Annotated in this window: 20 protein-coding genes and 1 tRNA gene; 13 read left to right on the top strand and 8 right to left on the bottom strand. The window is 62.7% G+C overall.

The features are described from left to right. Positions 1–34: 34 nt before the first annotated feature. The 9 genes from BLR77_RS20665 (at position 35) to BLR77_RS20625 (ending at position 11,764) form a co-directional block, all read left to right on the top strand. The gene (locus BLR77_RS20665; protein ID WP_074681341.1) at positions 35–1,093 is read left to right on the top strand and encodes a Leu/Phe/Val dehydrogenase; all 1,059 of its coding nucleotides are present in this window, start codon (positions 35–37) and stop codon (positions 1,091–1,093) included. Between the two features lie 88 nt (positions 1,094–1,181). After that, a complete protein-coding gene (locus BLR77_RS20660) occupies positions 1,182–2,579 on the top strand; it encodes a sodium-dependent transporter (RefSeq protein WP_074681339.1) in 1,398 nt (465 codons plus the stop codon). Positions 2,580–2,725: 146 nt separating this feature from the next. Then, positions 2,726–2,800, top strand: a tRNA-Arg gene (locus BLR77_RS20655). Between the two features lie 355 nt (positions 2,801–3,155). Next, the gene (locus BLR77_RS20650) at positions 3,156–4,493 is read left to right on the top strand and encodes a lysine N(6)-hydroxylase/L-ornithine N(5)-oxygenase family protein (RefSeq protein WP_162275022.1); all 1,338 of its coding nucleotides are present in this window, start codon (positions 3,156–3,158) and stop codon (positions 4,491–4,493) included. Next, positions 4,490–5,689 (top strand): MFS transporter, encoded by a 1,200-nt coding sequence (locus BLR77_RS20645; RefSeq protein ID WP_083366102.1) that lies wholly within the window; start codon positions 4,490–4,492, stop codon positions 5,687–5,689. Before BLR77_RS20650 ends, BLR77_RS20645 begins: the two co-directional genes overlap by 4 nt. Beyond that, the gene (locus tag BLR77_RS20640; RefSeq protein WP_074681335.1) at positions 5,679–6,263 is read left to right on the top strand and encodes a GNAT family N-acetyltransferase; all 585 of its coding nucleotides are present in this window, start codon (positions 5,679–5,681) and stop codon (positions 6,261–6,263) included. The genes BLR77_RS20645 and BLR77_RS20640 overlap by 11 nt, the downstream gene beginning before the upstream one ends. Beyond that, positions 6,260–8,122 carry an IucA/IucC family protein gene (locus BLR77_RS20635; RefSeq protein WP_074681333.1) on the top strand — a complete coding sequence of 621 codons (1,863 nt, stop codon included), beginning with the start codon at positions 6,260–6,262 and terminating at the stop codon, positions 8,120–8,122. The genes BLR77_RS20640 and BLR77_RS20635 overlap by 4 nt, the downstream gene beginning before the upstream one ends. A 168-nt stretch (positions 8,123–8,290) precedes the next feature. Further along, on the top strand, positions 8,291–9,475 hold the full coding sequence (locus BLR77_RS20630) for an aromatic ring-hydroxylating oxygenase subunit alpha (RefSeq protein WP_083366101.1): 1,185 nt from the start codon (positions 8,291–8,293) through the stop codon (positions 9,473–9,475). 102 nt (positions 9,476–9,577) lie between these two features. Beyond that, positions 9,578–11,764, top strand: a complete 2,187-nt coding sequence (locus BLR77_RS20625; RefSeq protein ID WP_083366100.1) for a TonB-dependent siderophore receptor — start codon at positions 9,578–9,580, stop codon at positions 11,762–11,764. A gap of 38 nt (positions 11,765–11,802) precedes the next feature. Here the strand turns inward: BLR77_RS20625 and BLR77_RS20620 are convergent, their stop codons facing one another. The 4 genes from BLR77_RS20620 to sstT form a co-directional block, all read right to left on the bottom strand. After that, positions 11,803–12,669: an ABC transporter substrate-binding protein gene (locus BLR77_RS20620; protein WP_074681331.1), complete on the bottom strand. Its 867-nt coding sequence runs from the start codon at positions 12,667–12,669 to the stop codon at positions 11,803–11,805. Next, positions 12,666–14,660 (bottom strand): Fe(3+)-hydroxamate ABC transporter permease FhuB, encoded by a 1,995-nt coding sequence (fhuB, locus tag BLR77_RS20615; RefSeq protein ID WP_074681329.1) that lies wholly within the window; start codon positions 14,658–14,660, stop codon positions 12,666–12,668. Before fhuB ends, BLR77_RS20620 begins: the two co-directional genes overlap by 4 nt. A 63-nt stretch (positions 14,661–14,723) precedes the next feature. After that, positions 14,724–15,473, bottom strand: a complete 750-nt coding sequence (locus tag BLR77_RS20610; protein ID WP_074681327.1) for a siderophore ferric iron reductase — start codon at positions 15,471–15,473, stop codon at positions 14,724–14,726. Positions 15,474–15,637: 164 nt separating this feature from the next. Next, positions 15,638–16,861, bottom strand: coding sequence for a serine/threonine transporter SstT (sstT, locus tag BLR77_RS20605; protein ID WP_074681315.1), 1,224 nt, complete (start codon positions 16,859–16,861; stop codon positions 15,638–15,640). Positions 16,862–17,140: 279 nt separating this feature from the next. Here sstT and BLR77_RS20600 point away from each other — a divergent pair, with 279 nt between their 5' ends. Both BLR77_RS20600 and BLR77_RS20595 read left to right on the top strand, forming a co-directional pair. After that, complete coding sequence (locus BLR77_RS20600; protein WP_074681313.1) at positions 17,141–18,484, top strand: glutamine synthetase family protein; 1,344 nt, start codon at positions 17,141–17,143, stop codon at positions 18,482–18,484. Positions 18,485–18,523: 39 nt separating this feature from the next. Continuing rightward, the gene (locus BLR77_RS20595; protein ID WP_074681311.1) at positions 18,524–19,843 is read left to right on the top strand and encodes an MFS transporter; all 1,320 of its coding nucleotides are present in this window, start codon (positions 18,524–18,526) and stop codon (positions 19,841–19,843) included. A 13-nt stretch (positions 19,844–19,856) separates the two neighbouring features. Here the strand turns inward: BLR77_RS20595 and BLR77_RS20590 are convergent, their stop codons facing one another. The 4 genes from BLR77_RS20590 to flgA form a co-directional block, all read right to left on the bottom strand. Then, positions 19,857–20,606 carry a flagellar brake protein gene (locus BLR77_RS20590; RefSeq protein ID WP_074681310.1) on the bottom strand — a complete coding sequence of 250 codons (750 nt, stop codon included), beginning with the start codon at positions 20,604–20,606 and terminating at the stop codon, positions 19,857–19,859. Between the two features lie 91 nt (positions 20,607–20,697). Further along, positions 20,698–21,165 carry a flagella synthesis protein FlgN gene (locus BLR77_RS20585; protein WP_074681308.1) on the bottom strand — a complete coding sequence of 156 codons (468 nt, stop codon included), beginning with the start codon at positions 21,163–21,165 and terminating at the stop codon, positions 20,698–20,700. Positions 21,166–21,215: 50 nt separating this feature from the next. Beyond that, positions 21,216–21,551 carry a flagellar biosynthesis anti-sigma factor FlgM gene (flgM, locus tag BLR77_RS20580; protein WP_074681306.1) on the bottom strand — a complete coding sequence of 112 codons (336 nt, stop codon included), beginning with the start codon at positions 21,549–21,551 and terminating at the stop codon, positions 21,216–21,218. Between the two features lie 135 nt (positions 21,552–21,686). After that, positions 21,687–22,445 carry a flagellar basal body P-ring formation chaperone FlgA gene (flgA, locus tag BLR77_RS20575; RefSeq protein WP_074681304.1) on the bottom strand — a complete coding sequence of 253 codons (759 nt, stop codon included), beginning with the start codon at positions 22,443–22,445 and terminating at the stop codon, positions 21,687–21,689. Positions 22,446–22,522: 77 nt separating this feature from the next. Here flgA and BLR77_RS20570 point away from each other — a divergent pair, with 77 nt between their 5' ends. Continuing rightward, complete coding sequence (locus tag BLR77_RS20570) at positions 22,523–23,455, top strand: chemotaxis protein CheV (RefSeq protein ID WP_074681302.1); 933 nt, start codon at positions 22,523–22,525, stop codon at positions 23,453–23,455. 43 nt (positions 23,456–23,498) lie between these two features. Further along, positions 23,499–24,326: a protein-glutamate O-methyltransferase CheR gene (gene cheR / locus BLR77_RS20565; RefSeq protein WP_074681300.1), complete on the top strand. Its 828-nt coding sequence runs from the start codon at positions 23,499–23,501 to the stop codon at positions 24,324–24,326. Positions 24,327–24,424 lie beyond the last annotated feature (98 nt).

Here is a 24,424-nt window from a genome sequence, read left to right as displayed (position 1 = left end):
CGGCCTTTTACGACCCGAAAACCGAGGTAACCCGATGTCCGTCTTCACTCACGTCGACTTCGATCAGCACGAACAGGTGGTCTATGGCCACGACAAGGCCAGCGGCCTGAAAGCCATCATCGCCATTCATGACAGCACCCTTGGCCCTGCGCTGGGCGGTTGCCGCATGTGGAACTACGCCAGTGACGAGCAAGCGCTGCGCGACGTGCTGCGTCTGTCGCGCGGCATGACCTACAAATCGGCCCTGGCACGCTTGCCGCTCGGTGGCGGCAAGGCCGTGATCATCGGCGACCCGCATCACGGCAAGAGCGAGGCGCTGTTCCAGGCCATGGGTGATTTCGTCGACAGCCTGGGCGGGCGCTATGTCACCGCGGCGGACTCGGGCACCGGCGTGGCCGAAATGCGCATCATGGCCGAGCGCACCCGCCATGTGGCCGGCGCCGGGCAGCGCGAGGCTTTCGGGGGTGGCAGCCGTGACGGTGATCCGTCGCCATCGACCGCCTATGGCGTGTTCATCGGCATTCAGGCGGCCGTGGCGCATCGCCTTGGCCGCCTGAATCTCCAGGGCGTTCGCGTGGCTATCCAGGGTGTCGGTCAGGTCGGCTTCGGCCTGGCCAAGTTGCTCAAGGATGCCGGTGCGCAGCTGTGGGTGACGGATATCTTCGAAGCCAACGTGCAGCGCGCGGTCAGCCAGCTTGGCGCTACCGCGGTCGGTCAGCACGACATCTATGGCCTCGACGTGGACGTGTTCGCGCCGTGCGCGCTGGGTGCCATCATCAACCTGCAAACCCTCGAAGCCCTTCGCGCGCCGATCATCGCCGGTGCGGCCAACAATCAGCTGGCCGACGCCAGCCTGGCCGAGCTTCTGCGTCGCCGCGAGTGCCTGTACGCGCCGGACTACGCGATCAATGCCGGCGGCATCATCGATGTCTGCTACGAACGCACCGGTGGCAGCGCTGCACAGCTCAAGGCGCATATCGAAGGCATCGGCCCGACCCTGACGGAAATCTTCCAGCGCGCCGAACGTGAAGGCGCGACCACCACCGCGATTGCCGACCGCATGGCCCGCGAGCGCCTGCAAGGCGGGCTGTGATCTGCGCACCCCCGATGCGCGCCAATCACGGGGTGGGTCGACCACCCCCGTCTCCTGACTTTTCACAACAACAAGAGGGCCAGTCCCAATGAGTCAAGACAGCATCGCTTCCGGCGCCATCGCCGGCGCTTCCAGCAACAGCGCCGGGCGCGGCTTGTGGTCGTCGCGCTGGGTGTTCTTCCTTGCAGCCACTGGTTCGGCCGTCGGCCTGGGCAATATCTGGAAGTTCCCCTATATCACCGGGCAGAACGGCGGCGGCGCTTTCGTCCTGGTCTACCTGGCGTGCATCCTGGCCATCGGTATTCCGCTGCTGATGACCGAAGTGATGATCGGCCGTCGTGGCCGTGCCAATCCGGAGGGGGCTATCGCCGCTCTGGCCAGGGAAGCGCGGGCCAGTCGGCACTGGCGCTGGCTGGGCACTCTGGTGGTGCTGACCGGCTTTCTGATCCTGAGCTTCTACACGGTGATCGCCGGCTGGGCCGTGGCCTATACACCCACGGCCATGAGCGGTGGCTTCAGTGGTTTGAACGGGGAGAGCAGCGGGGCGCTGTTCGGTGCCATGCTGGCAAACCCCTGGAAGCTGGCCGGCTACGGCACGCTGGTGTTGCTGCTGACATTGGCTATCGTCGCCTTCGGCGTGCGTGGCGGGCTGGAGCGCTCATTGCGCTTTCTGATGCCGGGGCTGTTCGTGCTGCTTCTGGTGCTGGTGGGCTACGCGGCCACCACCGGGCACTTCATGCAGGCGGTGCATTTCCTGTTCGATGCCGACTTCAGCAAGCTCAGCGGACAGGGCGTGCTGGTGGCGCTGGGGCATGCCTTCTTCACCCTGAGCCTGGCCAGCGGTGCGATGATGGCGTACGGCTCCTACCTGCCGGCGGGGACCTCGATCGCCAGGACCGCGCTGATGGTAGCGCTGGCCGATACCGGTGTGGCGCTGCTGGCGGGGCTGGCTATCTTCCCGCTGGTATTCGCCAACGGCCTGGAGCCAGGCGCGGGGCCGGGGTTGATCTTCGTCACCCTGCCGATTGCCTTCGGCCAGATGCCGCTGGGGCAGATGATCGGGGGGCTGTTCTTCATCATGCTGGCAATTGCCGCATTGACCTCGGCGATTTCCCTGAGCGAGCCGACCATCGCCTGGCTGACCGAGAAGTTCGGCATCAGCCGTCTCAAGGCGGTGCTGGCCAGCGGTATTACGCTCTGGTTGCTTAGCCTGGGTACGGTCCTGTCGTTCAACGCCTGGAGCGAGGTGACCCTGCTGGGCAAGACGTTCTTCGACAGCCTGGACTTTCTTACCACAAACCTGCTGATGCCGCTGGGAGGCCTGGCCACCGTGCTGTTCGCGGGCTGGGCACTGAGCCGCAAGCTGGTCCAGGAATCCATCGGCATCGACCAGCCACAGCTGTTCGCGCTGTGGTGGCAGGCGCTGCGTGTGGTCACGCCGCTGGGGATTCTGGTGGTATTCCTGCACAGCCTCGGGTTGTTCTGATTGAGGCTGCCTCCACCCTGCGCCGAGCCGGTGTGGGGTGGGGTTGTCGCTTGAGACATTACCGGGTCGGCGGCTCTACGGCATGACAAAACCGCGTGACGCCGCTAAGATGCGCGCGGTCTTGGCGACACCACTCGCTGGGCCAGGTCCCCTTAGTTCAACGGATAGAATAAGCCCCTCCTAAGGGCTAGATGCTGGTTCGATTCCAGCAGGGGACGCCATCTTCATCCTCTCCGATCTGGTGTGTTTCTCCGCACTTTCTTCTGCTTCATCACGGCCGGCCTTTACTGGCTTGCCGTATTTCCCCGTGGTCATCCTGCAGCGATCCCGCCGCCATCGGACGTGTTTCATGCGTCTGATATCGCACTTCTGAATACTTCGTTTCACGCCCGTTGAAAGCCTGCGAGACCTCTGAATCGCGGGTTTGGTTCCTCCAATTTCTATTCGCGCTTCTCTCTGAAATGCCGTGATAGGACGTGCGTCTTCTTATAAGTATTTGTTCTTATACGCTGTTGCAAATCATTATCATCAAGGTCTAGTATTCGGCCACTTTCATCCGGACTGATGAGGCGCAACGTGACCACGGAATTGCCCTACGACTTCATTGCCATAGGCCTGGGGCCTTTCAATCTCGGGCTGGCATGCCTGGCGGAGCCTCTGGGGAGCCGCAGCCTGTTTCTCGACAGAAAGGCCGAATTCAGCTGGCACCCCGGTATGCTGCTGGACGGTACCACGCTACAGAATCCCTTCCTCGCCGATCTGGTCTCGATGGCCGATCCCACCAGTCGTTTCAGCTACCTCAACTACTGCAAGCAGCAAGGCCGCTTGTACAACTACTACATCCGCGAGAACTGGTACCTGTCGCGCCAGGAGTTCGACCGTTACTGCAAGTGGGCGGCGGCTCAGTTGGACAATCTTCGCTATCAGCATGAAGTGCAGGAGGTCTGGTACGACGCTTCGCTGCCTGGCTATGTGCTGGCCGGGGTGCGTGGCGATACCGGCGAAGGTTTCCAGTACAGCTGCCGCAAGCTGGTGATCGGTATCGGCGGTGTGCCGCATATTCCAGCCTGCTGTAGCCCGGGCGATGCCCGCCAGGCGGTGCATACCTCGGCTTATCTGGGCAGCAAGAAGGCACTGCAGCGTTGCCGCAGCATCACGGTGATCGGCAGTGGGCAGAGTGGCGCCGAGGTCTTTCAGGATCTGCTGGAGCAGGCGCCGCAGCATGGCTACCAGTTGAACTGGGTGACCCGTGCGCCGCGGTTCTTCCAGATGGAGAACGCCAAGCTCACCCTCGAGTTGATCACGCCGGACTACGGTCGCTACTTCTACGGCCTTGGCGATGGGGTCAAGCAGCAGATCCTCGATGACCAGCGCAGTATCTACAACGGCATCAATCAATCGCTGATCGAGCGCATCTACCAGACCCTGGACGAGCGTCAGCAGCAGGGCCTTGCCGGTGTCAGGCTGCTGCCCAACCTGGCGTTGCAGCAATGCCGGCGAGACGCTGCCGGCGGGCAGTGGCAGCTGGAGTTTCAGCACGCTCAGACGGGCGCGCGTTATGGCCACGCGACCGACGGGCTGGTGTTCGCCACCGGCTATCGCTACCAGCTGCCAAGTTTCATCGAAGGCATTCGCCAGCGGATTCGCTGGGATGCACAAGGGCGTTACGCGCCATCGCCGAACTGGGCGGTGGATCATCAGGATAGTGAGATCTATGTGCAGAACGTGGGCTTGCACAGCCACGGCCTGACCAACCCCGATCTTGGTCTGGCCTGCTGGCGCAATGGTCGCTTGCTCAATGAGCTGACCGGGCGTGATGCGTATCCCTGCGAGGCGCGCACCACCTACCAGGATTTCCAGCCGCCGGCTGACTGCGGCTTCGTCGCGCTCGGGCAGGGGAGCGCCTCTGCATGAACCTGCGCACCACCATTCTGATCATGTCGGGCTTCGGCGTGATCAGCGATTCGATTCTGATCGCCTTCTACCCGCAGTTCTTCGAAACCCGCTACGGCGTGACCAGCCCGGTACACGTGGGGGCCTATATCGCTGCCATCTCGATTGCGGTGATGTGCATGTTGCCGGTCTGGGCGCGGGTGGCCAGGCGCATCGAGACCATGCACCTGCTGCTCTACACCCAGGGCGCGGCGGCGCTGTTCTGCCTGGCCTCGATCTGGGCGCCGAGCGTAGAAAGCTACTGGGTGCTGAGCCTGATGATGTTCATGACCAAGGCCAGCTACCTGCTGATGTTTCCCTACCTGATGCGTCTGGAAGAGCCGCAGAACCACAGCCTGGTGATCGGCCTGCTGTCGGTGGTCATCCATATCGGCGCGATCTTCGGCGCTGCCGTCGGTGGCATGGCGCTGGAGCATTACGGGCCGAGCTTCTGCATCGCCCTGATGGCGGCCGGGGACCTGGCGCAGATGGTGCTGTGTCTCTATCTGATCCGCACGGGCAGGGTGGTCAAGGTGCTCAGCCGCGAGGAGAAGAGCGGCCAGGCACCGGTGCCGCGGCGCAGCCCGCAGGCGCTGTCGGCGCTGCTCAAGCTGTGCCTGCTGATGTTTCTCTTCGACTTCAGCGCCTACCTGGTGCGGCCGTTTTTCACCCTGTACTGGGAGGCGCGCACGGGGCTGCACGAGCCGCTGCTGACCGGCCTGGTGTTCGCCATTCCCGGCATCGTCGCGTTGCTCGCGCTACTGCTCAGACACCTGGTCGTGCAGCAACCACGCTGGGTCGATCACACCCTGTTCAATCTGCTGCTCGGTGCCTTGGGACTGGCACTGCAGGCCAGCGAGTCGCTGGAGCTGATCATCATTGGCCGCTGCCTGTATGGCTGGGCGCTGTATCAGGTGATCGTCAAGCTCGAGGTCACCCTGTTCAAGGTCAGCACGCCGGATGCCTATGCCCGCGACTTTGGCGTCACCAACTTCTTCCAGAACCTCGGCGTGCTGTTGTCTTCGTTCGGCGCCGGGTTCCTGGTCAACCTGGTCGGTATTCCGCTGACCTTCGTCATCGCTGCGGCAGGCCTGCTGTTGACGGCGATCATCGACCGCGGCTGGTTCGGCGTCGACCGCCGGCACGCCGCTCAGGGAGAACTCTGCCATGCCAACTGAAGCCATTGCGCTGAGCCAGCCACAAGCGCAGCTCGACCCGCATTTCACCTTGCGTCCGCTGCGCCTCGACGAGGACGTTGCGGTGATCCACCCCTGGTACCAGATGGATTACGCCCACTACTGGAACATGCAGGACATGACCCTGGAGGCGACCCGCGACTTCTACGCCGACGCCCTGGGCAGCGGCCATATGCGTGCCTTCATGGGTTTCTACCGTGGCGCGCCGGCCTTCGTCATGGAGTGCTACGACCCCCGGCACGACCCGCTCGGCAAGCGCTATGCGGTGCAGCCTGGTGATCTCGGCATGCACTTTTTCGTCGGCCCGAGCGCTCAGCCGATTCGCCACTTCACCCGTGACGTGCTGCGCGCGGTGATGGCCTTTCTCTTCGACGAACTCGGTGCGCGCCGCGTGGTGGTGGAGCCGGACATTCGCAATCACAAGGTGCATCGCCTCAATCGCCTGGTCGGCTTCGTCGAGCAAGGGCCCGTGGAGCTGCCCGCCAAGACCGCACTGCTGGCGTTCTGCACGCCCGCCGATTTTTTCCAATCACTTGAAGGATCAAGCCCGCTATGACTTCTCCTCGTCTGGATCATCCTGTCGCTGCCGTCGCCCACCTCACCCCGGAGCTGTGGCGCAAGGTCAATCGCCTGTTGGTGCGCAAGGCCATCGCCGAATACGCCCATGAGCAGCTGTTCAGCCCGCAGGTGCTGGGTGCGGCCGAACGCGAAGGCTGGCAGCGCTACGAGCTGGCGGCCGACACCGAGGGCTGCGTGTATCGCTTCGAAGCGCGCACCATGGCCCTGCGTCATTGGCATATCGAGCCGGCCAGCATCGAACGCCTGCTCGATGGCCAGCCGCAGGCGCTCGATGCGCTGACCTTCGTCATCGACTTCAAGCGTACGCTGGGCATTCCGGCGGACAAGCTGCCGGTGTATCTGGATGAAATCAGCAGCACGCTCTACGGCGCAGCTTTCAAGCACGGCGAGCGCGCGCTGAGCAGCGCCGAGCTGGCCGACGCCGACTACCAGACCATCGAGGCTGCGATGATCGAGGGCCACCCAGGCTTCGTCGCCAACAACGGTCGCCTGGGCTTCAACGCCTTCGACTACCACGCCTACGCACCGGAAACCGGCTCGCGCTTCGCCATCATCTGGCTTGCTGTGCACCGCGACAACGCGCACTTCGCCGCCGTACCTGGGCTGGATCACGAACAATTGCTGCGTGAGGAACTGGGCGAGGCGCAGCTGCAGGCCTACCGCCAGCAATTGCACGAGCAGGGGCTGAATGCCGATGACTACCTGCTGATGCCGACCCATCCCTGGCAGTGGTTCAGCAAGCTGAGCCTGATGTTCGCCGCCGACATCGCCCAGCGCAAAATCGTGCCGCTGGGGCGCAGCAGCGACGAGTACGTCGCCCAGCAGTCGCTGCGTACCTACTACAACATGTCGCAGCCGCAGCGCTGCTACGTGAAGACCTCTTTGTCGATCCTCAACATGGGTTTCATGCGCGGCCTGTCGCCGTACTACATGGCCGGCACGCCAGCGATCAACGCCTATCTGGACCAGTTGATCAGCAGCGATCCGGTGCTGCGTGAATACGGTTTCAGCATCCTGCGCGAAGTCGCCTCGGTGGGTTATCGCAACCGCTACTACGAGGCGGCGCTGGAGACCGACAGCCCGTACAAGAAGATGCTGTCAGCGCTGTGGCGGGAGAGCCCCGCTAGCCGCCTGAAAAGCGGCGAACGGCTGATGACCATGGCCGCGCTGTTGCACGTCGACCCACAGGGCCAGGCCCTGCTACCCGAGCTGATCCGCCGTTCCGGGCTGGCGCCGCGGGCCTGGATGCGTCGTTACATGGACGCCTTCCTGCGACCGCTGATGCACTGCTTCTATGCGCACCACCTGGTGTTCATGCCGCATGGCGAGAACCTGATTCTGGTGCTCGACGGCCACGTGCCGGTGCGCGCGATCATGAAGGACATCGCCGAGGAGTCGGCGATTCTCGACAAGGACGCGCAAATGCCGCCGGGCCTGGAGCGCTTGGCCGTGGACGTGCCGGAGGATTACAAGATTCTCGGCATCTTCATCGACGTGTTCGACGGCGTGTTCCGCCATATGAGCCAGATTCTCGAAGAGAACCAGTGCATGAGCGAGACCGAATTCTGGCGCGGTGTCGCCGAGTCGGTGATCGACTATCAGCACGCGCACCCGGAGCTGGCCGAGCGCTTCGCGCGCTACGACTTCTTCGCGCCGAGCTTCCTGCATTCGTGCCTGAACCGCCTGCAACTGAAGAACAACCTGCAGATGGTCGACCTGGCGAACCCGGCGGGGAGCCTGATCATGGCCGAGCCGCTGGCCAACCCGGTCGCACCGTTCGCACCTCGTGTCGAGCACGAGCCAGCGCCGCGGCGTATCGCCGAGCTGCAGCGCTAGCTGCCTGCCCCGTCAGGCGGTGCCTGGCGGGGCAACGACTTCCATGGTCCGGATTGGGCCATAGCCCAGAGCCTGAGGCGTTGGCGCGTCTACGCGGGCGGGATCGGTGCAGGCCGGTTTCAGCTCGCGGCTGCCAGCCAGCCTTGAGTTCGCTGCAAGGAGCCAAGCATGTACAACCCCAGTCGTACCGCTCAGTTTGCCGCCACGCCCTACGATTTTCGCGCCACCGAGCCGCAGCTGCCGATTCATAGCTACTGCGACCCGGCGATCTACGAATGCGAGCAGGAGCTGATCTTCCGCCACTGCGCCAACTACATCGGCCACGAGAAGATGGTGCCCGAGCTGGGCGACTGGTACGCGCTGCCGCACGAGGAGCACAGCCGCATCCTGGTGCGTAACGAACATGGCGTGGAGTTGCTCTCCAACGTGTGCCGTCACCGTCAGGCACTGATGCTCGGCGACTTCAGCCCGGGCAGCGATGCCAGCACCGTGCGCCGTGGCAATCTGCGCGCCACCGGCAATCGCATCATGTGCCCGCTGCACGCCTGGACGTACGACACCAGCGGGCTGATCGTCGGTGCGCCGAAGTTTCCGCAAAAGCCCTGCCGCAACCTGCCGCGCTACCCCCTGCACAACGTTGCCGGCTTTCTCTTCGAGGGGCCGCGTGACCCGGTCGCCGACATCGGCGCGTTGTTCCGCCGCCCGGACATGGACTTCTCCGATTACCAGCTCGACCACGTCGAGATGCACCCGTGCAAGTGCAACTGGAAGACCTTCATCGAGATCTACAACGACGACTACCACATCGCCTCTTTCCATCCCGGCCTGCGCCGCTACGTGCGCAGCGAGGGGCTGCAGTGGGACTACGGCGACTGGTACAGCCTGCAGCGCATCAACGTGAACCCCAACCTGGCGCGTGCCGGCACCGATACCTACCGCGCCTGGCATGAAGGCCTGATGGCCGTGCATGGCGATGCCGCGCCGGATTTCGGTGCGATCTGGGCCAGCTACTACCCGACTCACATGATCGAGGTGTTCCCCCACGCCCTGGTGCTTTCCACCGTTTACCCCAAGGGCGTGCACGAGTGCCTCAACGTCGTCGAGTTCTATTACCCGCAGGCGCTGTGCGAAGGCAATCGCGAGCTGGTCGAGGCGCACCGCGCCGCCTACATGGAAACCGCCATCGAGGACGACGAGATCGCCGAGCGAACCGATGCCGGCCGGCGTGCGCTGTATCAGCGCGGCGTCGATGACAGCGGCCCGTACCAGATACCGCTGGAGGAGGGCATGCAGCACTTCCACGGCTGGTATCGCCAGGTGATGGGCCAGGCCCTGGCTGCCGAGCGTCGCTAAGGCGCGCGTATCGGCCCGACATGGAGGTTGCTGCAATGAGCTGATGTCCCCTTGTGCTGTGTCCACGCCTTATCCAACTCAACCAAGAAAAAGTGTCTGCCCATGAAATCGATGTATTACTCACAACACCCGGCGCGCTTGCGCGCTACCTGCAGCTCTCGCGTACTGGCCATGGCCCTGTGCCTGGCGCCATTGGCCTGGCCGGTGGTGGCCGCCGCAGCCGAGGAAGAAGGCGAGGCGGTGGTGCTGCAGCCGGTCAGCGTTACCGGCGTCAACCAGGCGCCGCCGGTCGTCACCGAGCAGAGCGACTCCTACACCCTGGGTCGCAGCGGCACGGCGACCAAGCTCGACCTGACGCCGCGGCAAACGCCGCAAACCATCACCAGCGTTAACCGTCAGCAACTCGATGACTTCAAGCTCGGCAGCGCCAACGATGCCCTGCAGGCGGCGGGCATCGGCGTGCAGCGGGTAGAGACCGATCGCACCTACTTCACCGCGCGTGGCCTGGACGTGAACAACTTCCAGATCGATGGCATCGGTGTGCCGTTCTCTTCTGAAGAGCAGATGGGCGACATCGATACCTTCCTCTACGACCGTATCGAGATTCTCAAGGGCGCCAATGGCCTGACCTCCAACCCCGGCAACCCATCGGCGACGATCAACTTCGTGCGCAAGCGCCCGACCCGCGAAACCCAGGCGCAGCTGGGCTTCAGTTATGGCTCCTGGCAGACCCGACGCCTGGAGGCCGATGTGTCCGGCGCGCTCAACGACAGCGGCACGCTGCGCGGGCGCGCCCTGGTCGCCGGGCAGGAGGGCAACTCCTACCTGGATCGCTACCAGCCGAGCAAGACGCTGTTCTCCGGCATTCTGGAGGCCGACCTGACCGATAGCAGCACCGCGACCATCGGCTACTCCAAACAGCGCAACCGCCCGGAAGGCATCATGTGGAGCGCGCTCTCGCTGTACTACACCAACGGCTCCAAGGTGCATTACGACCGTTCGCACAATACCGCGCCGGACTGGAGCTACTGGGATACCGATGACGAACAGACCTTCGCCGAGCTGAGAACCGACTGGGGCGGCGGCTGGCAGACCCAGGTGACCCTCAACTACCGCGAGATCGGCTCCGACGCCGAAATGCTCATGGCCGGCGGCGTGCCGGATGCAAGCACGGGACTGGGACTGACCACCTATGCGTCGAAGTTCGACCGTACCGAGCGCCAGCTGCTGGGCGATGCCTCGGTCAAGGGGCCGTTCGAGCTGTTCGGTCGTACCCATGAGGTGGTGCTGGGCAGCAACTGGTCGCGCACCCGCGCGCACTGGACCTCCAGCGACGATGCCGCGGGGGTGGCGCTGCCACCGGTATGGGATTACGACGGCAACTATCCGCGCCCGGATTTCGCCAGTGTCACCAGCTGGGCCGACTACACCACCTACCGCCGCAGCTATTACGCGGCTGGGCATTTCGCCCTGAGCGACCAGCTCAAGCTGATTACCGGGGTCAACCACAGCAACCTCAAGAGCAGCGGCGAACGTGTCGGTGAAGGCCATCAGTATGACAAGAGCAAGTCCACGCCCTATGTCGGCCTGACCTACGACCTCAACGACAACTACTCGCTGTATACCAGCTACACCGAGATCTTCAGCCCGCAGCACCAGGTCGATCGCAACCATGCCTTGCTCGAGCCGATCGAGGGCAACAACATCGAGGGCGGAATCAAGGGCGAGTGGTTCGACCGCCGCCTCAATGCCAGCTTCGCCCTGTTCCGCACCAAGCAGGACAACACCCCCGAGTACGCCGGCTTCGATAGCGTTGAGGGTTTCTCCTATTACCAGGGCGTGGACACCAAGGTCGAAGGCTATGAAATGACCCTGGCCGGGCAGCTGACGCCAGGCTGGGAAGCCAGTGCCGGTCTGACTCATCTGTTCTCGATTCGCGATGGTGACGGTAGCAGCACGCGCACCTTCATTCCGCAGAACACCCTCTACCTGGCCACCACCTATCAGGTGCCGCAGGTACAGGGCTTGAAGGTAGGCGGCAGCGTCAACTGGCAGAGCGAGATCTTCCGTGAGCAGGGCACTTCGACCACCGGCGAGACCATCGTCAGTCGTCAGGGCTCCTACGCCGTGGTCAATGCGCTGGCCAGCTACGACATCGACCCGCACTTCAATGTCTCGCTCAACGTCAACAACCTGTTCGACCGCAAGTACCTGACCAGCCTGTACTGGGCGCAGTCCTACTATGCGCCGTCGCGCAATGCGATGCTGAGTCTGAGCTGGAAGTACTGATCCCGCCCCCAGCCCCGCCTGATCACAGGTGGGGCTTTCTATTGCGCCGGCAGTTTCAGCAGCGCTTCGCTGATCGCTTCGGCCAGATACTCAACGCTGAACACGCCGCCATGAGTCCAGGTCGAACGCATGCTGGTCAGGCGCTGCTGGCGCACGAACGGCATGGCCTGCCACAGGCGGGTGGTGAACAGGCGCTCCTGCTGGGCGAAGGGCTCGATATAGATCACCACGCCATCCTCGATCGTGCCGAGCTGGGTGACCGGCGCCTGGATATTGCCCCAGCGGCTGACTGGCACTGCTTGTGCCGGCTGCAGGCCGAGCAAGGACATGGCGTGCTGCGGCAGTGAATTGGGGCCGAAGATGTACACCTGGGTGGCCGATGCGAAACGGATAAGAGTGACCTTGGGCAACTCACCGCCGAAGTGTTCCAGCAGGTGTTGGCGCAACTCGTCGATGCGCTGTTCCATCTGCAGCAGGCGCTCGTGCGCGAGATCACTGCGCTGCAGGCGTGCGGCCAGGTCCAGGTAGTTGTCGCGCTGCAGTTGCAGGTTGTTCTGCTGCTGGGTGAAGTCACCGTAGCTGAGCACCGGCGCAATGCGCTCCAGCGGTTGGCGCATGTCCTCCAGCAGAGGCGTGATCAGGATCAGCTCGGGGTGCAGCTGTGCCAGCCGCTCCAGGTTCGGTTCGGTACGACTGCCGGCGTTGAGCACCTCGGCGGGTAGCGTCGGATGCACCACCCAATCGCGATAATCCGCGGCGTCGGCCACGGTGAGCGGGGTGATGCCCAGTTGCAGCAGGTGCTCGGCAGGCTCCCAGCTCAGCGCGGCAATACGCGGTTCGCCCGGCTCGGCCATTGGCAGCCAGCAGAACAGAGGCAGGCAAAGCAGCATCGTGCAGCGCTTCATGCCAGGCGCCTGCGCAGCAACAAGAAGATGAAGTAGCTGCCGCAGAGGATCGAGGCGACGATGCCCAGCGGGATCTGCAGGGGAAAGATCAGGTTGCGGCCGATGAGGTCGGCCAGCAGCATCAGCAGGCAGCCAAGTAGCGCCGCCAGCGGCAGTTGCTGCTGGATGCGCCGAGCACCGAGGGTGACGGCCATGTGCGGAGCGAGCAGACCGAGAAAGCTCACCGGGCCGACCAGGCTGGTCACCAGGGCGCAGAGCAGCGACACCAGCAACAGCAGGACCAAGCGCGTTGCCGGTACATCCAGGCCGCGTCCATGGGCGATGCCGTCGCCTGCCGAGAGCAGATCCAGCGCGCGTTGCCAGAACAGGCTGAGGCCGATCAGCAGGCTTACCCCCGAACCCAGCGCGATGGCTTGCAGGCCGCTGACCCTATAGGTTGAACCGGCTAGCCAGCCGAGCAAGGCCAGGGAATCCGAAGAGCCCTGACTGAGGGCCAATTGCAGAGCGGTATTGAGCAGAGCCGCCAGGGCCATGCCGACCAGTACCATGAGCGCTGGCGAGTACTTCTGTTTGCGCCCTAGCAGCAATAACGTCGCCAGCACCAGCAGGCAGCCGATGAAGGCGGCAATCGGTGCCAGCAGCCAGAACAGCGTTTGACCGAACAGCAGCAGACTGATCATCACCGCCAGTGCAGCACCGGCGCTGAGGCCGAGAATGTCGGGGCTGGCCAGCGGATTGTGCAGCAGGCGTTGCAGCAGCACACCGGCAACGGCCAGCCCAGTGCCAGCGGCTGCCGCACTGAGCAGTCGCGGCCAACGCAGCGACCACAGGACGTCCGCTGGCCAGGCCAGTTGCCAACCCTGTGGCGCGTATTGCAGGCACAGGCCAAACAGCGCGGTGAGCACCGTGGCCAACGTCAGCAACCACCATGTACGAACCTTGCAGCTGTCGCTGCCTCGGGGCAGGGCCAGCGCTTGCCGATCTTGCGCAGCACCCTGGCGACGGGCAAGCCAGAGCAGGGCTGGCGCGCCGATCAGGGCGGCGACGGCGCCCGTTGGTATCTGCTCACTCAACCAGTGGCTGAGTAGCAGCGCCACGGCATCGCTGGCCAACAGCACCAACATGCCCAGCAGTACGCTGTAGACCAGCTCGTCACGGGCCGTGCGGGCGCCACACAGACGCGCCAGGTTGGGCGCCACCAGGCCGATGAAGCCGATCAGACCCACGGCGGTAATGGCTGCAGCGGTCATCCACAACGAGGCAAGAAACAGCATCAGCAGCGCCGGCCACAGGTTCAGCCCGCGCCCTCGAGCGGCGGTGCCGCCCAGCTTGAGCAAGGTCAGCACGCGCGGGGCGAGCCACAGGAGCAGCAGCCCCGGCAACAACTTGGGCCAGAGCCAATGAACCCAGGACCAGTCGATCTGACCCATGTCGCCTGCGCCCCAGATGAACAGGCCGCGTGTCTGTTGCTGGTTGAGTATCAGCACAGCGATGGCCAGTGCGCCCAGTAGCAGGTTCATCGCCATGCCGGCGAGTATCACTGGCAAGCCGGCGATACCGTCGCGTCCGGCAATCAGCAACACCAGCCCGACGCTCAGCAGTGCGCCGGCCAGCGCCGCCCAATGTCCATATTCGGCAGCAAAAATAGGGAGGACCAGGCTGGCGGCCAGCAAGCCGAGCCAGGCGCCGGAGGCAGCGCCGAGGGTCATGGGTGATACCAGGCGGTTCTGCGTCAGTTGTTGCAACAGGCTGCCGGATAGCCCCAGTGCCGCGCCCACCAGTAGCGTCATCACCAGGCGCGGCAGGCTGGCCAGGTGAAATTGCAGAGCGGCGAAGCTGTCGCCTTCGGGGACAGTCAGCGTCCAGTGGTCCAGGCTGATATTGAGGTGCAGCAAGGCGATGATCAGCAGACCGAGCAACGCCAGTCCGTAGCGGCAAGCGCCTGCTTTCAGTGGGCGCCAACTGTCGACCAGGCTCGGTGCGCTATGCATCTCAGCCAAACCCGGGCGACCCGTTGATTCGAAGTGGATTGTGCGTTGCGTAGCACGCGCACATCAGCAGACCAGCTCCTCGCGAAAGCGCTGCAAGCGTTCGGCAGGCTTCAATCTCGGGCAGCCGGCACAGGGCTCGCCGTCGGCGCGGCGAAAATGCTGGCAGCAGGCGTTGCGTCCCAGCGCCAGGCACTGGCTGCCATCTTCGAGACTTACCTCGATCAGTGGACTCTTGCCAGGGAAGCCCAGCGCCTGCAGCCAGCGGTCTTCCAGCTCGCGCAGCTGGCCATTGCTCATGCCCTGGTGGCGTTGCAGCAAAAGCAATGCAGCACGGGCGCAGTCGGCAATCAGCAGGCGCGCCAGCTTGGGGTAGATGTTGGAGACACCGTTGAACTCCTCCAGCTGACGTTCCAGCAGGTTCATCAGTCGCTCAGCGGCGTTCTCGACAAGATTTCTGTCACCGCTACGCAGTGGGCAATCGGGCGGCAGGTTGAAGCCTCCGACGAAGCCCTGTCGGATCGATTGCCCCATGCGTTTCAGGCAGGGTACGCGGTGTTCCAGGTGAGCGGCCAACAGGCTGAGGTAAATGGGTTGCCAGATCAACAAGGTCCAGCAACGGGTGGACCAGTAGTGTCGCCCGGCCTCGGGATGGGCTTGCTGCCAATAGTCGTGCAGCGCGGCGATGCGCTCCTGATTGCCTTGGCTGCCACACAGCAACTGGTCGCTGCGTACTGGCGCCACGTTGCCATTCAGGCCTGGCAGGCAGAGGGAGACGGACTTGAGCAGGGCGTCGAGGTCGGTAGCAGGATGCATGGCGATTGAACCCGGAAGCTTCGCGAATAGAACGCGTCGGCAGAAGCGACCGGGGCAATCTAGCAATCAAACGCTAATAATACAAATTATCATTTGCGTATCTGGGTGTTTCAGCCACAAAAAAGGCCCACGCGAAGTGGGCCTTTCTATCAAAGCGCCGAGCTTCAGCTGTCCTGACGCTCTTGTGCCATGCATGCAGCGGCGGTGAACAGCACGTCGGTGGAGGAGTTCAGCGCGGTTTCCGCCGAGTCCTGAACGATGCCGATGATGAAGCCGATGGCGACGATCTGCATGGCCACTTCGTTAGGGATACCGAACAGGCTGCAAGCCAGCGGGATCAGCAGCAGCGAGCCGCCGGCCACACCGGACGCGCCGCAGGCGCTGATCGCGGCCAGCACACTGAGCAGCAGTGCGGTCGGCAGATCGACGGGGATGCCCAGGGTATGCACCGCAGCCAGGGTCAGGACGGTGATGGTGATGGCCGCACCGGCCATGTTGATGGTGGCGCCGAGCGGGATGGAGACGGAGTAGGTTTCTTCGTGCAGGTTCAGATCCTTGCACAGTTGCAGGTTGACCGGGATGTTGGCAGCCGAACTGCGGGTGAAGAAAGCGGTGATCGCACTGCCACGCAGGCAGGTCAGCACCAGCGGGTAGGGATTGCGACGAATCTTCCAGTACACCAGTGCCGGGTTGATCAGCAGAGCTACCAGCAACATGCAGCCGACCAGTACCACCAGCAGGTGCAGGTAGCCGAGCAGGGCCTCGAAACCGGACTCGGCCAGGGTCGCGGCGACCAGGCCGAAGATGCCCAGCGGTGCCAGGCGGATCACCAGCTTGACGATGGCCGTAACGCCATTGGACAGGTCGCCCAGCAACTGCTTGCTGCTGGCACTGGCATGACGGAAGGCGAAGCCGAGGCCGATGGCCCAGGCCAGGATGCCGATGAAATTGCCGCGCAGCAGTGCATTGACCGGATTGTCGACCACGTTCATCAGCAGGGTCCTGAGCACTTCGCCGATGCCGCCGGGGGGCGACAGTTCGGCGGCCTGGCTGCTCAGCACCAGCGACGACGGGAAGGCGAAGCTGGCAATCACCGCCACCAGGGCGGCGCTGAAGGTGCCGATCAGGTACATCGCCAGGATCGGGCGAATGTGAGTCTGTTGGCCTTGCTGGTGGTTGGCGATGGACGACATCACCAGGATGAACACCAGTACCGGTGCCACCGCCTTCAACGCCGAGACGAACACGTTGCCGATGAAGCCGACAGACAGCGCTGCCTGCGGGGCGATAACGGCAAGGGCGATACCCGCGAGCAGGCCGATGATGATCTGCGTCACCAGGCTGGTACGGTTGAGAAGCTGCAGGGCAGGGTGGATGGCTTGGGACATCGCGTGGTTCTCTGGTTGCTGGGCGTGTGGCAAGGGCCGTCGCGCCTGGGTCGAGAGGGCTTTCAGCGCAGCCTGTGGAGGCTCAGCCGAAAAAATAGCGCGCGACTCTAGCACAGCCTCACGCCGCTTCGAGCCAGCCGCGGGCATCTGGACGACAGGGTGCAAGCCGGTGTCGCATCTCGGCAAGCTTTGCCTGCTTGAAATATCGAACGACTGGTGCGTATTTTGTACGCATCGTCGCCGTCAGGCGGTATCCGCGCTATTCAAGGACAACAAAAGATGAGCACTGCCAGCCGTCACGCACTGGAAACCCTGCTGCAGGGCATCGATGAGATCGATTGCGTAACTCCGGACCTCAATGGAGTTCCCCGAGGCAAGGTGATGACGGCCAGCGGTTTGCTTGAGGGACGGCGCCTGCAGCTCGCTCGCGGCGTACTGTTGCAATGCATCATGGGCGGCTACCCGCCGGCACGTTTCTACGGCGGTGACGATGGCGACCTGGTGCTTAACGCCGACCCTCGCCAGATTCACCGTCTGCCCTGGAGCGAGTCGCCGCGCGCACTGGCCATCTGCGACGCGGACGAGTTGGACGGGCGCAGCTCGGGGCTTTCCACGCGCGGTCTGCTCAAACGGGTATTGGCGCGCTACGCCGAGCATGGCTGGCAGCCGGTCGTGGCGACCGAGCTGGAGTTCTTCGTGTTCGCCGCCAACCCCGACCCGCAGCAGCCGTTCCAGCCGCCACTGGGGCTGGATGGACGTCGTGAGGATGGCGGTTCGGCTTTCAGCGTCAGCTCCGGCAATGGCCTGCGGCCGTTCTTCGCCGAGGTCTATCGCTGCATGGAGGCACTCGGTCTGCCGCGTGATACCTTCATGCACGAGATGGGCGTCAGCCAGTTCGAGATCAACCTGCTGCACGGTGACGCGCTGTTGCTGGCCGATCAGACCTTCCTGTTCAAGCACCTGCTCAAGGAGATCGGCTTCAAGCACGGTCTGTCCGTGGTCTGCATGGCCAAGCCGCTGGCGCGCACGCCGGGTAGCTCCATGCATATCCATCAGAGCGTGGTGGAGCAGGGCAGCGGTCGTAACATCTTCAGTGCTGACAATGGTGAGGCGACTGCAGCTTTTTATCACTTCATCGGTGGTCAGCAGGCTGCAATGGCTGATTTCACCCTGCTGTTCGCCCCGCACGTGAATTCCTATCAGCGCCTGTGTCATCCCTATGCGTCACCGAACAACGCCTGCTGGTCGGCGGACAACCGTGCTGCGGGGCTGCGTATTCCGGCCAGTGCGCCGGTGGCGCGGCGAGTGGAGAATCGTCTGCCGGGTGCCGATGCCAACCCTTATCTGGCCCTCGCTGCCAGCCTCGCGGCTGGGCTGCATGGCCTGGAGTGCGAGCTGCAACCCAGTGCGCCGATCCAGGGTGAGTTCGAGGTGCCGGAAGAATTGGCGCTACCCTGTACCATGCACGCCGCTATCGAGCGTCTGAAACGCAGCGAGCTGGCAATCGAACTGTTCGGTGCGGAATTCATCGAAGGTTACATCGCCAGCAAGGCCATAGAGTTGGCCAGCTTCTACGATGAAATCACGCCCTGGGAGCGTCGTGTTCTCGCCGCGCAGGCGTGATGCGACTCCCGGTTACCGCACAAGGAGCTTTACCCGCAAATGCGACTGATCTGGAAGTCATTCCGCTCGCTGTACTTTGCCACTCTGCTGATGCTGCTCGGCTCCGGTCTGCTCAGTACCTATCTGGCCCTGCGCCTGGCCGAGACCGTAGATGGTCTGTGGGTCGGTGCACTGATGGCGGCCAACTATTTCGGCCTGGTGCTGGGCGGCAAGCTGGGGCATCGGTTGATCGGTCGGGTGGGGCACATCCGTGCGTACGTGGCCTGCGCCGGGGTGGTCACCGCGGCGGTGCTCGGTCACGGTCTGGTGGAGTGGCTGCCATTCTGGTTGTTCCTGCGCGTGCTGGTGGGCCTGGGCATGATGTGCCAGTACATGGTGATCGAGAGCTGGCTCAACGAGCAGGCTGAAGCCAAGCAGCGCGGCCTGGTGTTCAGTGGCTATATGGCTGCCTCCTATCTGGGACTGATACTTGGCCAACTGGCTCTGGTCCTGCACCCGACGCTGGGGCTGGAGTTGCTGATGCTGGTCGCTCTGTGCTTCGCGCTGTGTCTGGTGCCCGTGGCACTGACTCGTCGCCTGCACCCGGCCCCCTTGCATCCGGCTCCATTGGAACTGCGTTTCTTCCTCAGGCGTGTGCCGCTGTCGCTGACCACCATCTCGGTGGCGGGTCTGCTGATCGGCTCCTTCTACGGTCTGGCGCCGCTGTATGCCACGCGCATGGGCCTGTCGACCGAGCAGGTGGGCCTGTTCATGGGTAGCTGCATTCTCGCCGGCCTGCTGGTGCAATGGCCGCTGGGCTGGTTATCCGATCGGCATGACCGCGTGCGCCTGATTCGCGGCTGTGCGGTCCTGCTGCTGTTTGCAGCCCTGCCACTGGCAGCGCTGCCGGAGGTTTTTCTCGGCTTGCTGTTCGGTGTCGGCTTCCTGGTCAGCCTGATGCAATTCAGCCTCTACCCGCTGGCGGTGGCGCTGGCCAACGACCATGTCGAGCCGGAGCGCCGCGTGTCATTGACGGCCATGTTGCTGGTCACCTTCGGCGTGGGGGCGTGTATCGGTCCGCTGCTGGCCGGTGTGCTGATGCGTTTCTATGGCGCCAACATGCTCTATGTGTTCGTCAGCGTGTGCGCGTTGATTCTGGTCTGGCGCATTCGTCCTGAAACGGTGACGCATCTGCATCAGGTCGATGATGCGCCGCTGCATCATATGGCCATGCCGGGTAACGTCACCAGCTCGCCGCTGGTCGCTGCGCTCGACCCGAGGGTCGATGAGCAGACGGTGCAGGAGCAGATGCAGGAACCTGCCGCTGCTGCGGCAGCGGCGGCTGAAGAGGATCAGCAGAAAACGCAGGCAGACCAGTAAGGGTTGCCGGCGTTCAGAAGGAGTCGTCGCTCTCGGTGCGACGTGCCTCGCGTTGCAGCTGATAGACGAAGCGCTCGACCTGACGTTGCTCCAGGCCGTTCATGCGATGAAAGCGAGTGCCGATGAAGGTCATGTCGACCTTATCCTCGTATTGCACGTGACGCAACTCCACGGCGCAGGTCATGTTGCCGAAGGGCAGGTAGGCGGTGAGGCGCTCGTGTACCTGGCCATTGCTCAGTTGCTGACTGAGGTTGCCGGCGAAACGCAGTTTGCAGCCAGTGGCCGAGATATCCAGCAGATGACCTGACAGCGGCTCGCGCAGCTTGTCGCCGTTGAGTACAACCTTGACCAGATCACTCTGCTTCAGTGGCGCACGGAAGGCGCTGCGGCGCTGGTGGTAGATCACTTCGACGGGCAGCGGCGCCCAGTAGCAGGGGGCACCCTCGAGTTCGCCGAGTTGCACGTCGTGATCACAGGTCCAGGCTACTCGCACACCCTCGCGGAACGCCTCGACGTTGAAGGTTTCGCCTTGCTTGAGAAAACGTTCGCCATCGGTAGGGATGATTTCATCCAGCGCTACGCGCGCACGGTCTTTATCGATTTCGACAAGGTAGCTTTGAAAACGCTGGCCACGATCCTTGAACTGGATAACCAGGGGATCATGGTTTTGTTGCAGTTGACGTAGGGTGGCAATGATCTCGACGGATGTCTTGAGCACCTTGGGCGGTTGAGGACCGCTCTCGTCGTTGAACGCGCTGGACACAGTTCGGAACTCTCCGAGTCATGGACTACAACGGCACTAGCATACTGGCAGAGTGCCCGCATGTCCCTGTGCTTTTTGTTGGGGGGATGGCTCAGGCCTGGCTGAGCGGCCTTTGCTGCGCGATTCTAGCGGCACTGCCGCGGCTGTCATAGAGGCCGGGGGTTTCTCCGCCGCGCAGAATGCCGAGGACGCTGCCGACCGAGGCCTGGTTGGCGCGAATCAAACGCCCATTGCGCAGATTGGCCTCCTGACAACGCTGTAGCAGAGCGGACAATTCTTCACTGCGCTGCAGCAGTTGTTCGCCTACCGAGGACTGGCTCGCCAGCGCGGTGAGCCCCTCGCGATCTGCACTCAGACCGGCGGTTTGCAGCAGACGGCTGCGGTCGTTGCCATGCTGCTGAAGCAGGGCAAGCAGAGGTTGTTTTTCGCTGAGCAAGCTATCGAGGCGCGGCAGGTCGCGTTCGGTGAGGGCCTGGAATTCGTTATCGATCAGCTCAAGCAATTGCTCGGCAGTGCCGATATCGTTGGTGAAGAGGTCAAGCAAGGCTGTGTCGTTCATGGCGGGCTCTTGGGGGTCGGGCGTCCAACACCCCCAGCGCAGCCCTGAGACTAGCGCTGGGATTCGAAGTCGAGCAGTTTCTGGGCGACGCGTTTGCTGTCGACCTGATAGCTGCCATCGGCGATGGCCTGTTTCAGCTGGGCCACGCGCTCCTTGTTGACGATGGGCTGATCACGCAGCTTCTCGCCGATTGCTTGCAACTGTTGTGCCTCACGGCTCAGTTGCACCGATTCGCCGCTCTTGGCGGTGGTTTGTTCATCGTTACCGGTGACAGGCGCTTTGTTCGGCTGTGCCGACTCATTGCGATTGCCAGCCTGAGTCGCGCCGGTACGTCCCGCATTGGCGGGCGTATTGGCATTGTTCAGCCGGTTGAAGTCGATGACCATGATGCAGAACCTCGGACGATTTGGTGGACGCTTGCCATGCTTCTCGGCTGCCGCCGGAAAAACTTTAGGATTAATTTCATCGCGTCGCTGAACAGTGTAGGGAATCGCCACGCCTTTGCGCTACAAGAAACATGCCTACATGGGTACTTCCACTTGGCCAGGGCCGACAACGCGGGCTCGAACGACTCGTTGCGAGCGCAGGTTACGGACATTGATCTGTTCGCCAGGCGCACCGTCGGTCAGGGCTTCACCGGGCATGCGGACATTCACGTTACCGCCGCGGGCGCTGATGACGACCTGATCGCCGCGCCGAATGACTTCGGCTACTTGCAGATGGGTTGAAAGGAGAATCTGGTCGCTGCCCAGCTGTCGCGTCAATTTCTTGCCGATTGCCTGCGTCGGGTCGGTCAGGAAGTTCTGACCCAGTTGCCCGATGTCGCGTTCCACCATGCTCAAGTCCGTAGCCTTGACTACGCTCATGCGCTTGAGGGGGCGAGTCAGTACGACGACGGGACGATACAAGCGCACTTCAGCGGGCACGAATACCGTCCACGGGGCGCTGCCGTCGCAGCGCACGCGTGTAGTGACGCGGCCCAGCGGCTGCGCCGGGCTCTCCAGGGTGGTGCTCAGCGGCTGATCGCACAGGGGCAGGCGTAACCGCGGGTCGAGACGATTGACGCGAATCTCATGGCGGCCCTGAATTTCGCTACGCTGTAGATATTCAGTGGTCGCCTGCTCAAGAAAGGACTCGGTGGCGCCGATAAGTTGCTCAGTGCTGGTGAAGGTGGCAGCCGCAGTAGCGCTGTAGCCGAGTGTCGGCAAAGCGAGTAAAACGGGCAAAGAGGCAAGGCACTTTGCCAGTAGCTGACGGAATGATGGCGTTCTCTGTTTCATAAGCAATGCAAAGCAAGCCCCGTGCCGCCTGCTAGGCTCAATGGGGAAGGCGTCACTAGACAAGAAGGAGTCCGGGCATGGCCGGGTTGATGGATTCGGTTAACCAGCGCACTCAGCTGGTGGGACAGAACCGCTTGGAGTTGTTGCTGTTTCGCCTGGAGGGCCCACAGCTTTACGGTATCAACGTATTCAAGGTGAAAGAGGTGCTGCAGTGCCCGAATCTCACCATCATGCCCAAATCCAGCCCGGTGGTGCGGGGCGTGGCCAACATTCGCGGGGGCACCATTCCGATCCTCGATCTTTCCATCGCTACCGGCAGTGCCGCGCTGGAAAATCTGAAGACCAGCTTCGTGATCATCACCGAGTACAACACCAAGGTTCAGGGTTTTCTGGTGCGCTCGGTCGAACGTATCGTCAACATGAACTGGGAGGAGATTCATCCTCCACCCAAGGGCACCGGGCGCGATCACTATCTGACGGCGGTCACGCGGCTCGACCAGCAGTTGGTCGAGATCATTGATGTCGAGAAGATTCTTGCCGAAGTCGCGCCGACTTCCGAAGTGATCTCCGCTGGCGTTATCGATGATCAGGTGCAGAGTCAGGCGGTGACCAAGCATGTGCTGATCGTCGATGACTCCTCGGTGGCGCGCAAACAGGTTTCGCGCTGCCTGCAGACCGTCGGTGTCGAGGTTACCGCGCTCAATGATGGCCGTGAGGCGCTCAACTACCTCAAGAAAATGGCGGACGAAGGGCATAATCCCGACAAGGAACTGCTGATGCTGATTTCCGACATCGAGATGCCCGAGATGGATGGATATACGCTGACTACGGAGATTCGTAGCGATCCGCGCATGCAGAAGCTGCATATCCTCCTGCATACTTCACTTTCCGGTGTGTTCAACCAGGCGATGGTGAAGAAGGTCGGCGCTGACGACTTCCTCGCCAAGTTCAAGCCAGATGATCTGGCGGCGCGTGTGGTTGATCGCATTCGTGTATCGGATGGGGGCTGAGGGGCGACCTTCGGCGAACGTTATGGTTGGAGAGGCGGCACTAGTGTCTTCAGGTAATTTGGATTTCGAGCAGTTCCGGACTTTCCTGGAAAAGGCCTGCGGTATTCTGCTTGGCAGCAACAAGCAGTATCTGGTCTCCAGCCGTCTGAACAAGTTGATGGAACAGAACGGCATCAAGACCTTGGGCGAACTGGTGCAGCGTATGCAAAGCCAGCCGCGCGGAGGGCTGCGCGAGCAGGTTGTAGATGCCATGACCACCAACGAAACCCTGTGGTTTCGTGACACTTATCCCTTCGAGGTGCTCAAGAATCGCGTGCTGCCGGAATTGATCAAGGCTTACCCGGCTCAGCGCCTGCGTATCTGGTCGGCGGCCTGCTCGTCCGGCCAGGAGCCTTATTCGCTGTCGATGTCCATCGACGAGTTCGAGCGCACCAACCTCGGTCAGCTCAAGGCAGGTATACAGATCGTGGCCACCGACCTGTCGCCTTCGATGCTGACCAATTGCAAGTCGGGCGAATATGACAGCCTGGCAATGGGGCGTGGATTGTCGCAGGAGCGTTTGCAGCGTTACTTCGACCCCAAGGGGCCGGGACGTTGGCAGGTCAAGGCTCCCATCAAGAGCCGTGTCGAATTCCGCCCGCTGAATTTGCTGGACAGCTACGCGGCGTTGGGCAAGTTCGACATCGTCTTCTGCCGCAACGTGCTGATCTACTTCTCTGCGGAAGTGAAGAAGGACATCCTCACGCGCATCCATGCCACGTTGAAACCGGGCGGTTATCTGTTCCTCGGCGCTTCCGAGGCGCTCAATGGCCTGCCGGAAAAATACCAGATGGTGCAGTGCAGCCCTGGGATCATCTACAAGGCCAAATAGTCGCAAGGCATGTTTGGTATCAGCAACGGGAGGCCTTTGGCCTCCCGTTTGCGTTTCTGGGCGCTGCAGACGATGCGCCGGCCTGTGACGGCTGAGCG

Origin of the sequence: Ectopseudomonas alcaliphila (genome assembly GCF_900101755.1) — a bacterium.
GTDB classification, from domain to species: Bacteria; Pseudomonadota; Gammaproteobacteria; order Pseudomonadales; family Pseudomonadaceae; genus Aquipseudomonas; species Aquipseudomonas alcaliphila.
The sequence above is the reverse complement of the archived record's forward strand: the minus strand, read 5'-3'. Positions and strand labels throughout refer to the sequence as shown.

Bases quoted from the DNA above. Each gene is read 5' to 3' on its own strand.
- BLR77_RS20660 (WP_074681339.1), top strand. From the start codon at position 1,182: ATGAGTCAAGACAGCATCGCTTCCGGCGCCATCGCCGGCGCTTCCAGC.
- flgA (WP_074681304.1), bottom strand. From the start codon at position 22,445: ATGAAACAGAGAACGCCATCATTCCGTCAGCTACTGGCAAAGTGCCTT.
- BLR77_RS20595 (WP_074681311.1), top strand. From the start codon at position 18,524: ATGCGACTGATCTGGAAGTCATTCCGCTCGCTGTACTTTGCCACTCTG.
- BLR77_RS20610 (WP_074681327.1), bottom strand. From the start codon at position 15,473: ATGCATCCTGCTACCGACCTCGACGCCCTGCTCAAGTCCGTCTCCCTC.
- BLR77_RS20620 (WP_074681331.1), bottom strand. From the start codon at position 12,669: ATGAAGCGCTGCACGATGCTGCTTTGCCTGCCTCTGTTCTGCTGGCTG.
- BLR77_RS20570 (WP_074681302.1), top strand. From the start codon at position 22,523: ATGGCCGGGTTGATGGATTCGGTTAACCAGCGCACTCAGCTGGTGGGA.
- BLR77_RS20645 (WP_083366102.1), top strand. From the start codon at position 4,490: ATGAACCTGCGCACCACCATTCTGATCATGTCGGGCTTCGGCGTGATC.
- BLR77_RS20630 (WP_083366101.1), top strand. From the start codon at position 8,291: ATGTACAACCCCAGTCGTACCGCTCAGTTTGCCGCCACGCCCTACGAT.
- BLR77_RS20625 (WP_083366100.1), top strand. From the start codon at position 9,578: ATGAAATCGATGTATTACTCACAACACCCGGCGCGCTTGCGCGCTACC.
- sstT (WP_074681315.1), bottom strand. From the start codon at position 16,861: ATGTCCCAAGCCATCCACCCTGCCCTGCAGCTTCTCAACCGTACCAGC.
- BLR77_RS20635 (WP_074681333.1), top strand. From the start codon at position 6,260: ATGACTTCTCCTCGTCTGGATCATCCTGTCGCTGCCGTCGCCCACCTC.
- BLR77_RS20585 (WP_074681308.1), bottom strand. From the start codon at position 21,165: ATGAACGACACAGCCTTGCTTGACCTCTTCACCAACGATATCGGCACT.
- BLR77_RS20665 (WP_074681341.1), top strand. From the start codon at position 35: ATGTCCGTCTTCACTCACGTCGACTTCGATCAGCACGAACAGGTGGTC.
- fhuB (WP_074681329.1), bottom strand. From the start codon at position 14,660: ATGCATAGCGCACCGAGCCTGGTCGACAGTTGGCGCCCACTGAAAGCA.
- BLR77_RS20640 (WP_074681335.1), top strand. From the start codon at position 5,679: ATGCCAACTGAAGCCATTGCGCTGAGCCAGCCACAAGCGCAGCTCGAC.
- flgM (WP_074681306.1), bottom strand. From the start codon at position 21,551: ATGGTCATCGACTTCAACCGGCTGAACAATGCCAATACGCCCGCCAAT.
- BLR77_RS20600 (WP_074681313.1), top strand. From the start codon at position 17,141: ATGAGCACTGCCAGCCGTCACGCACTGGAAACCCTGCTGCAGGGCATC.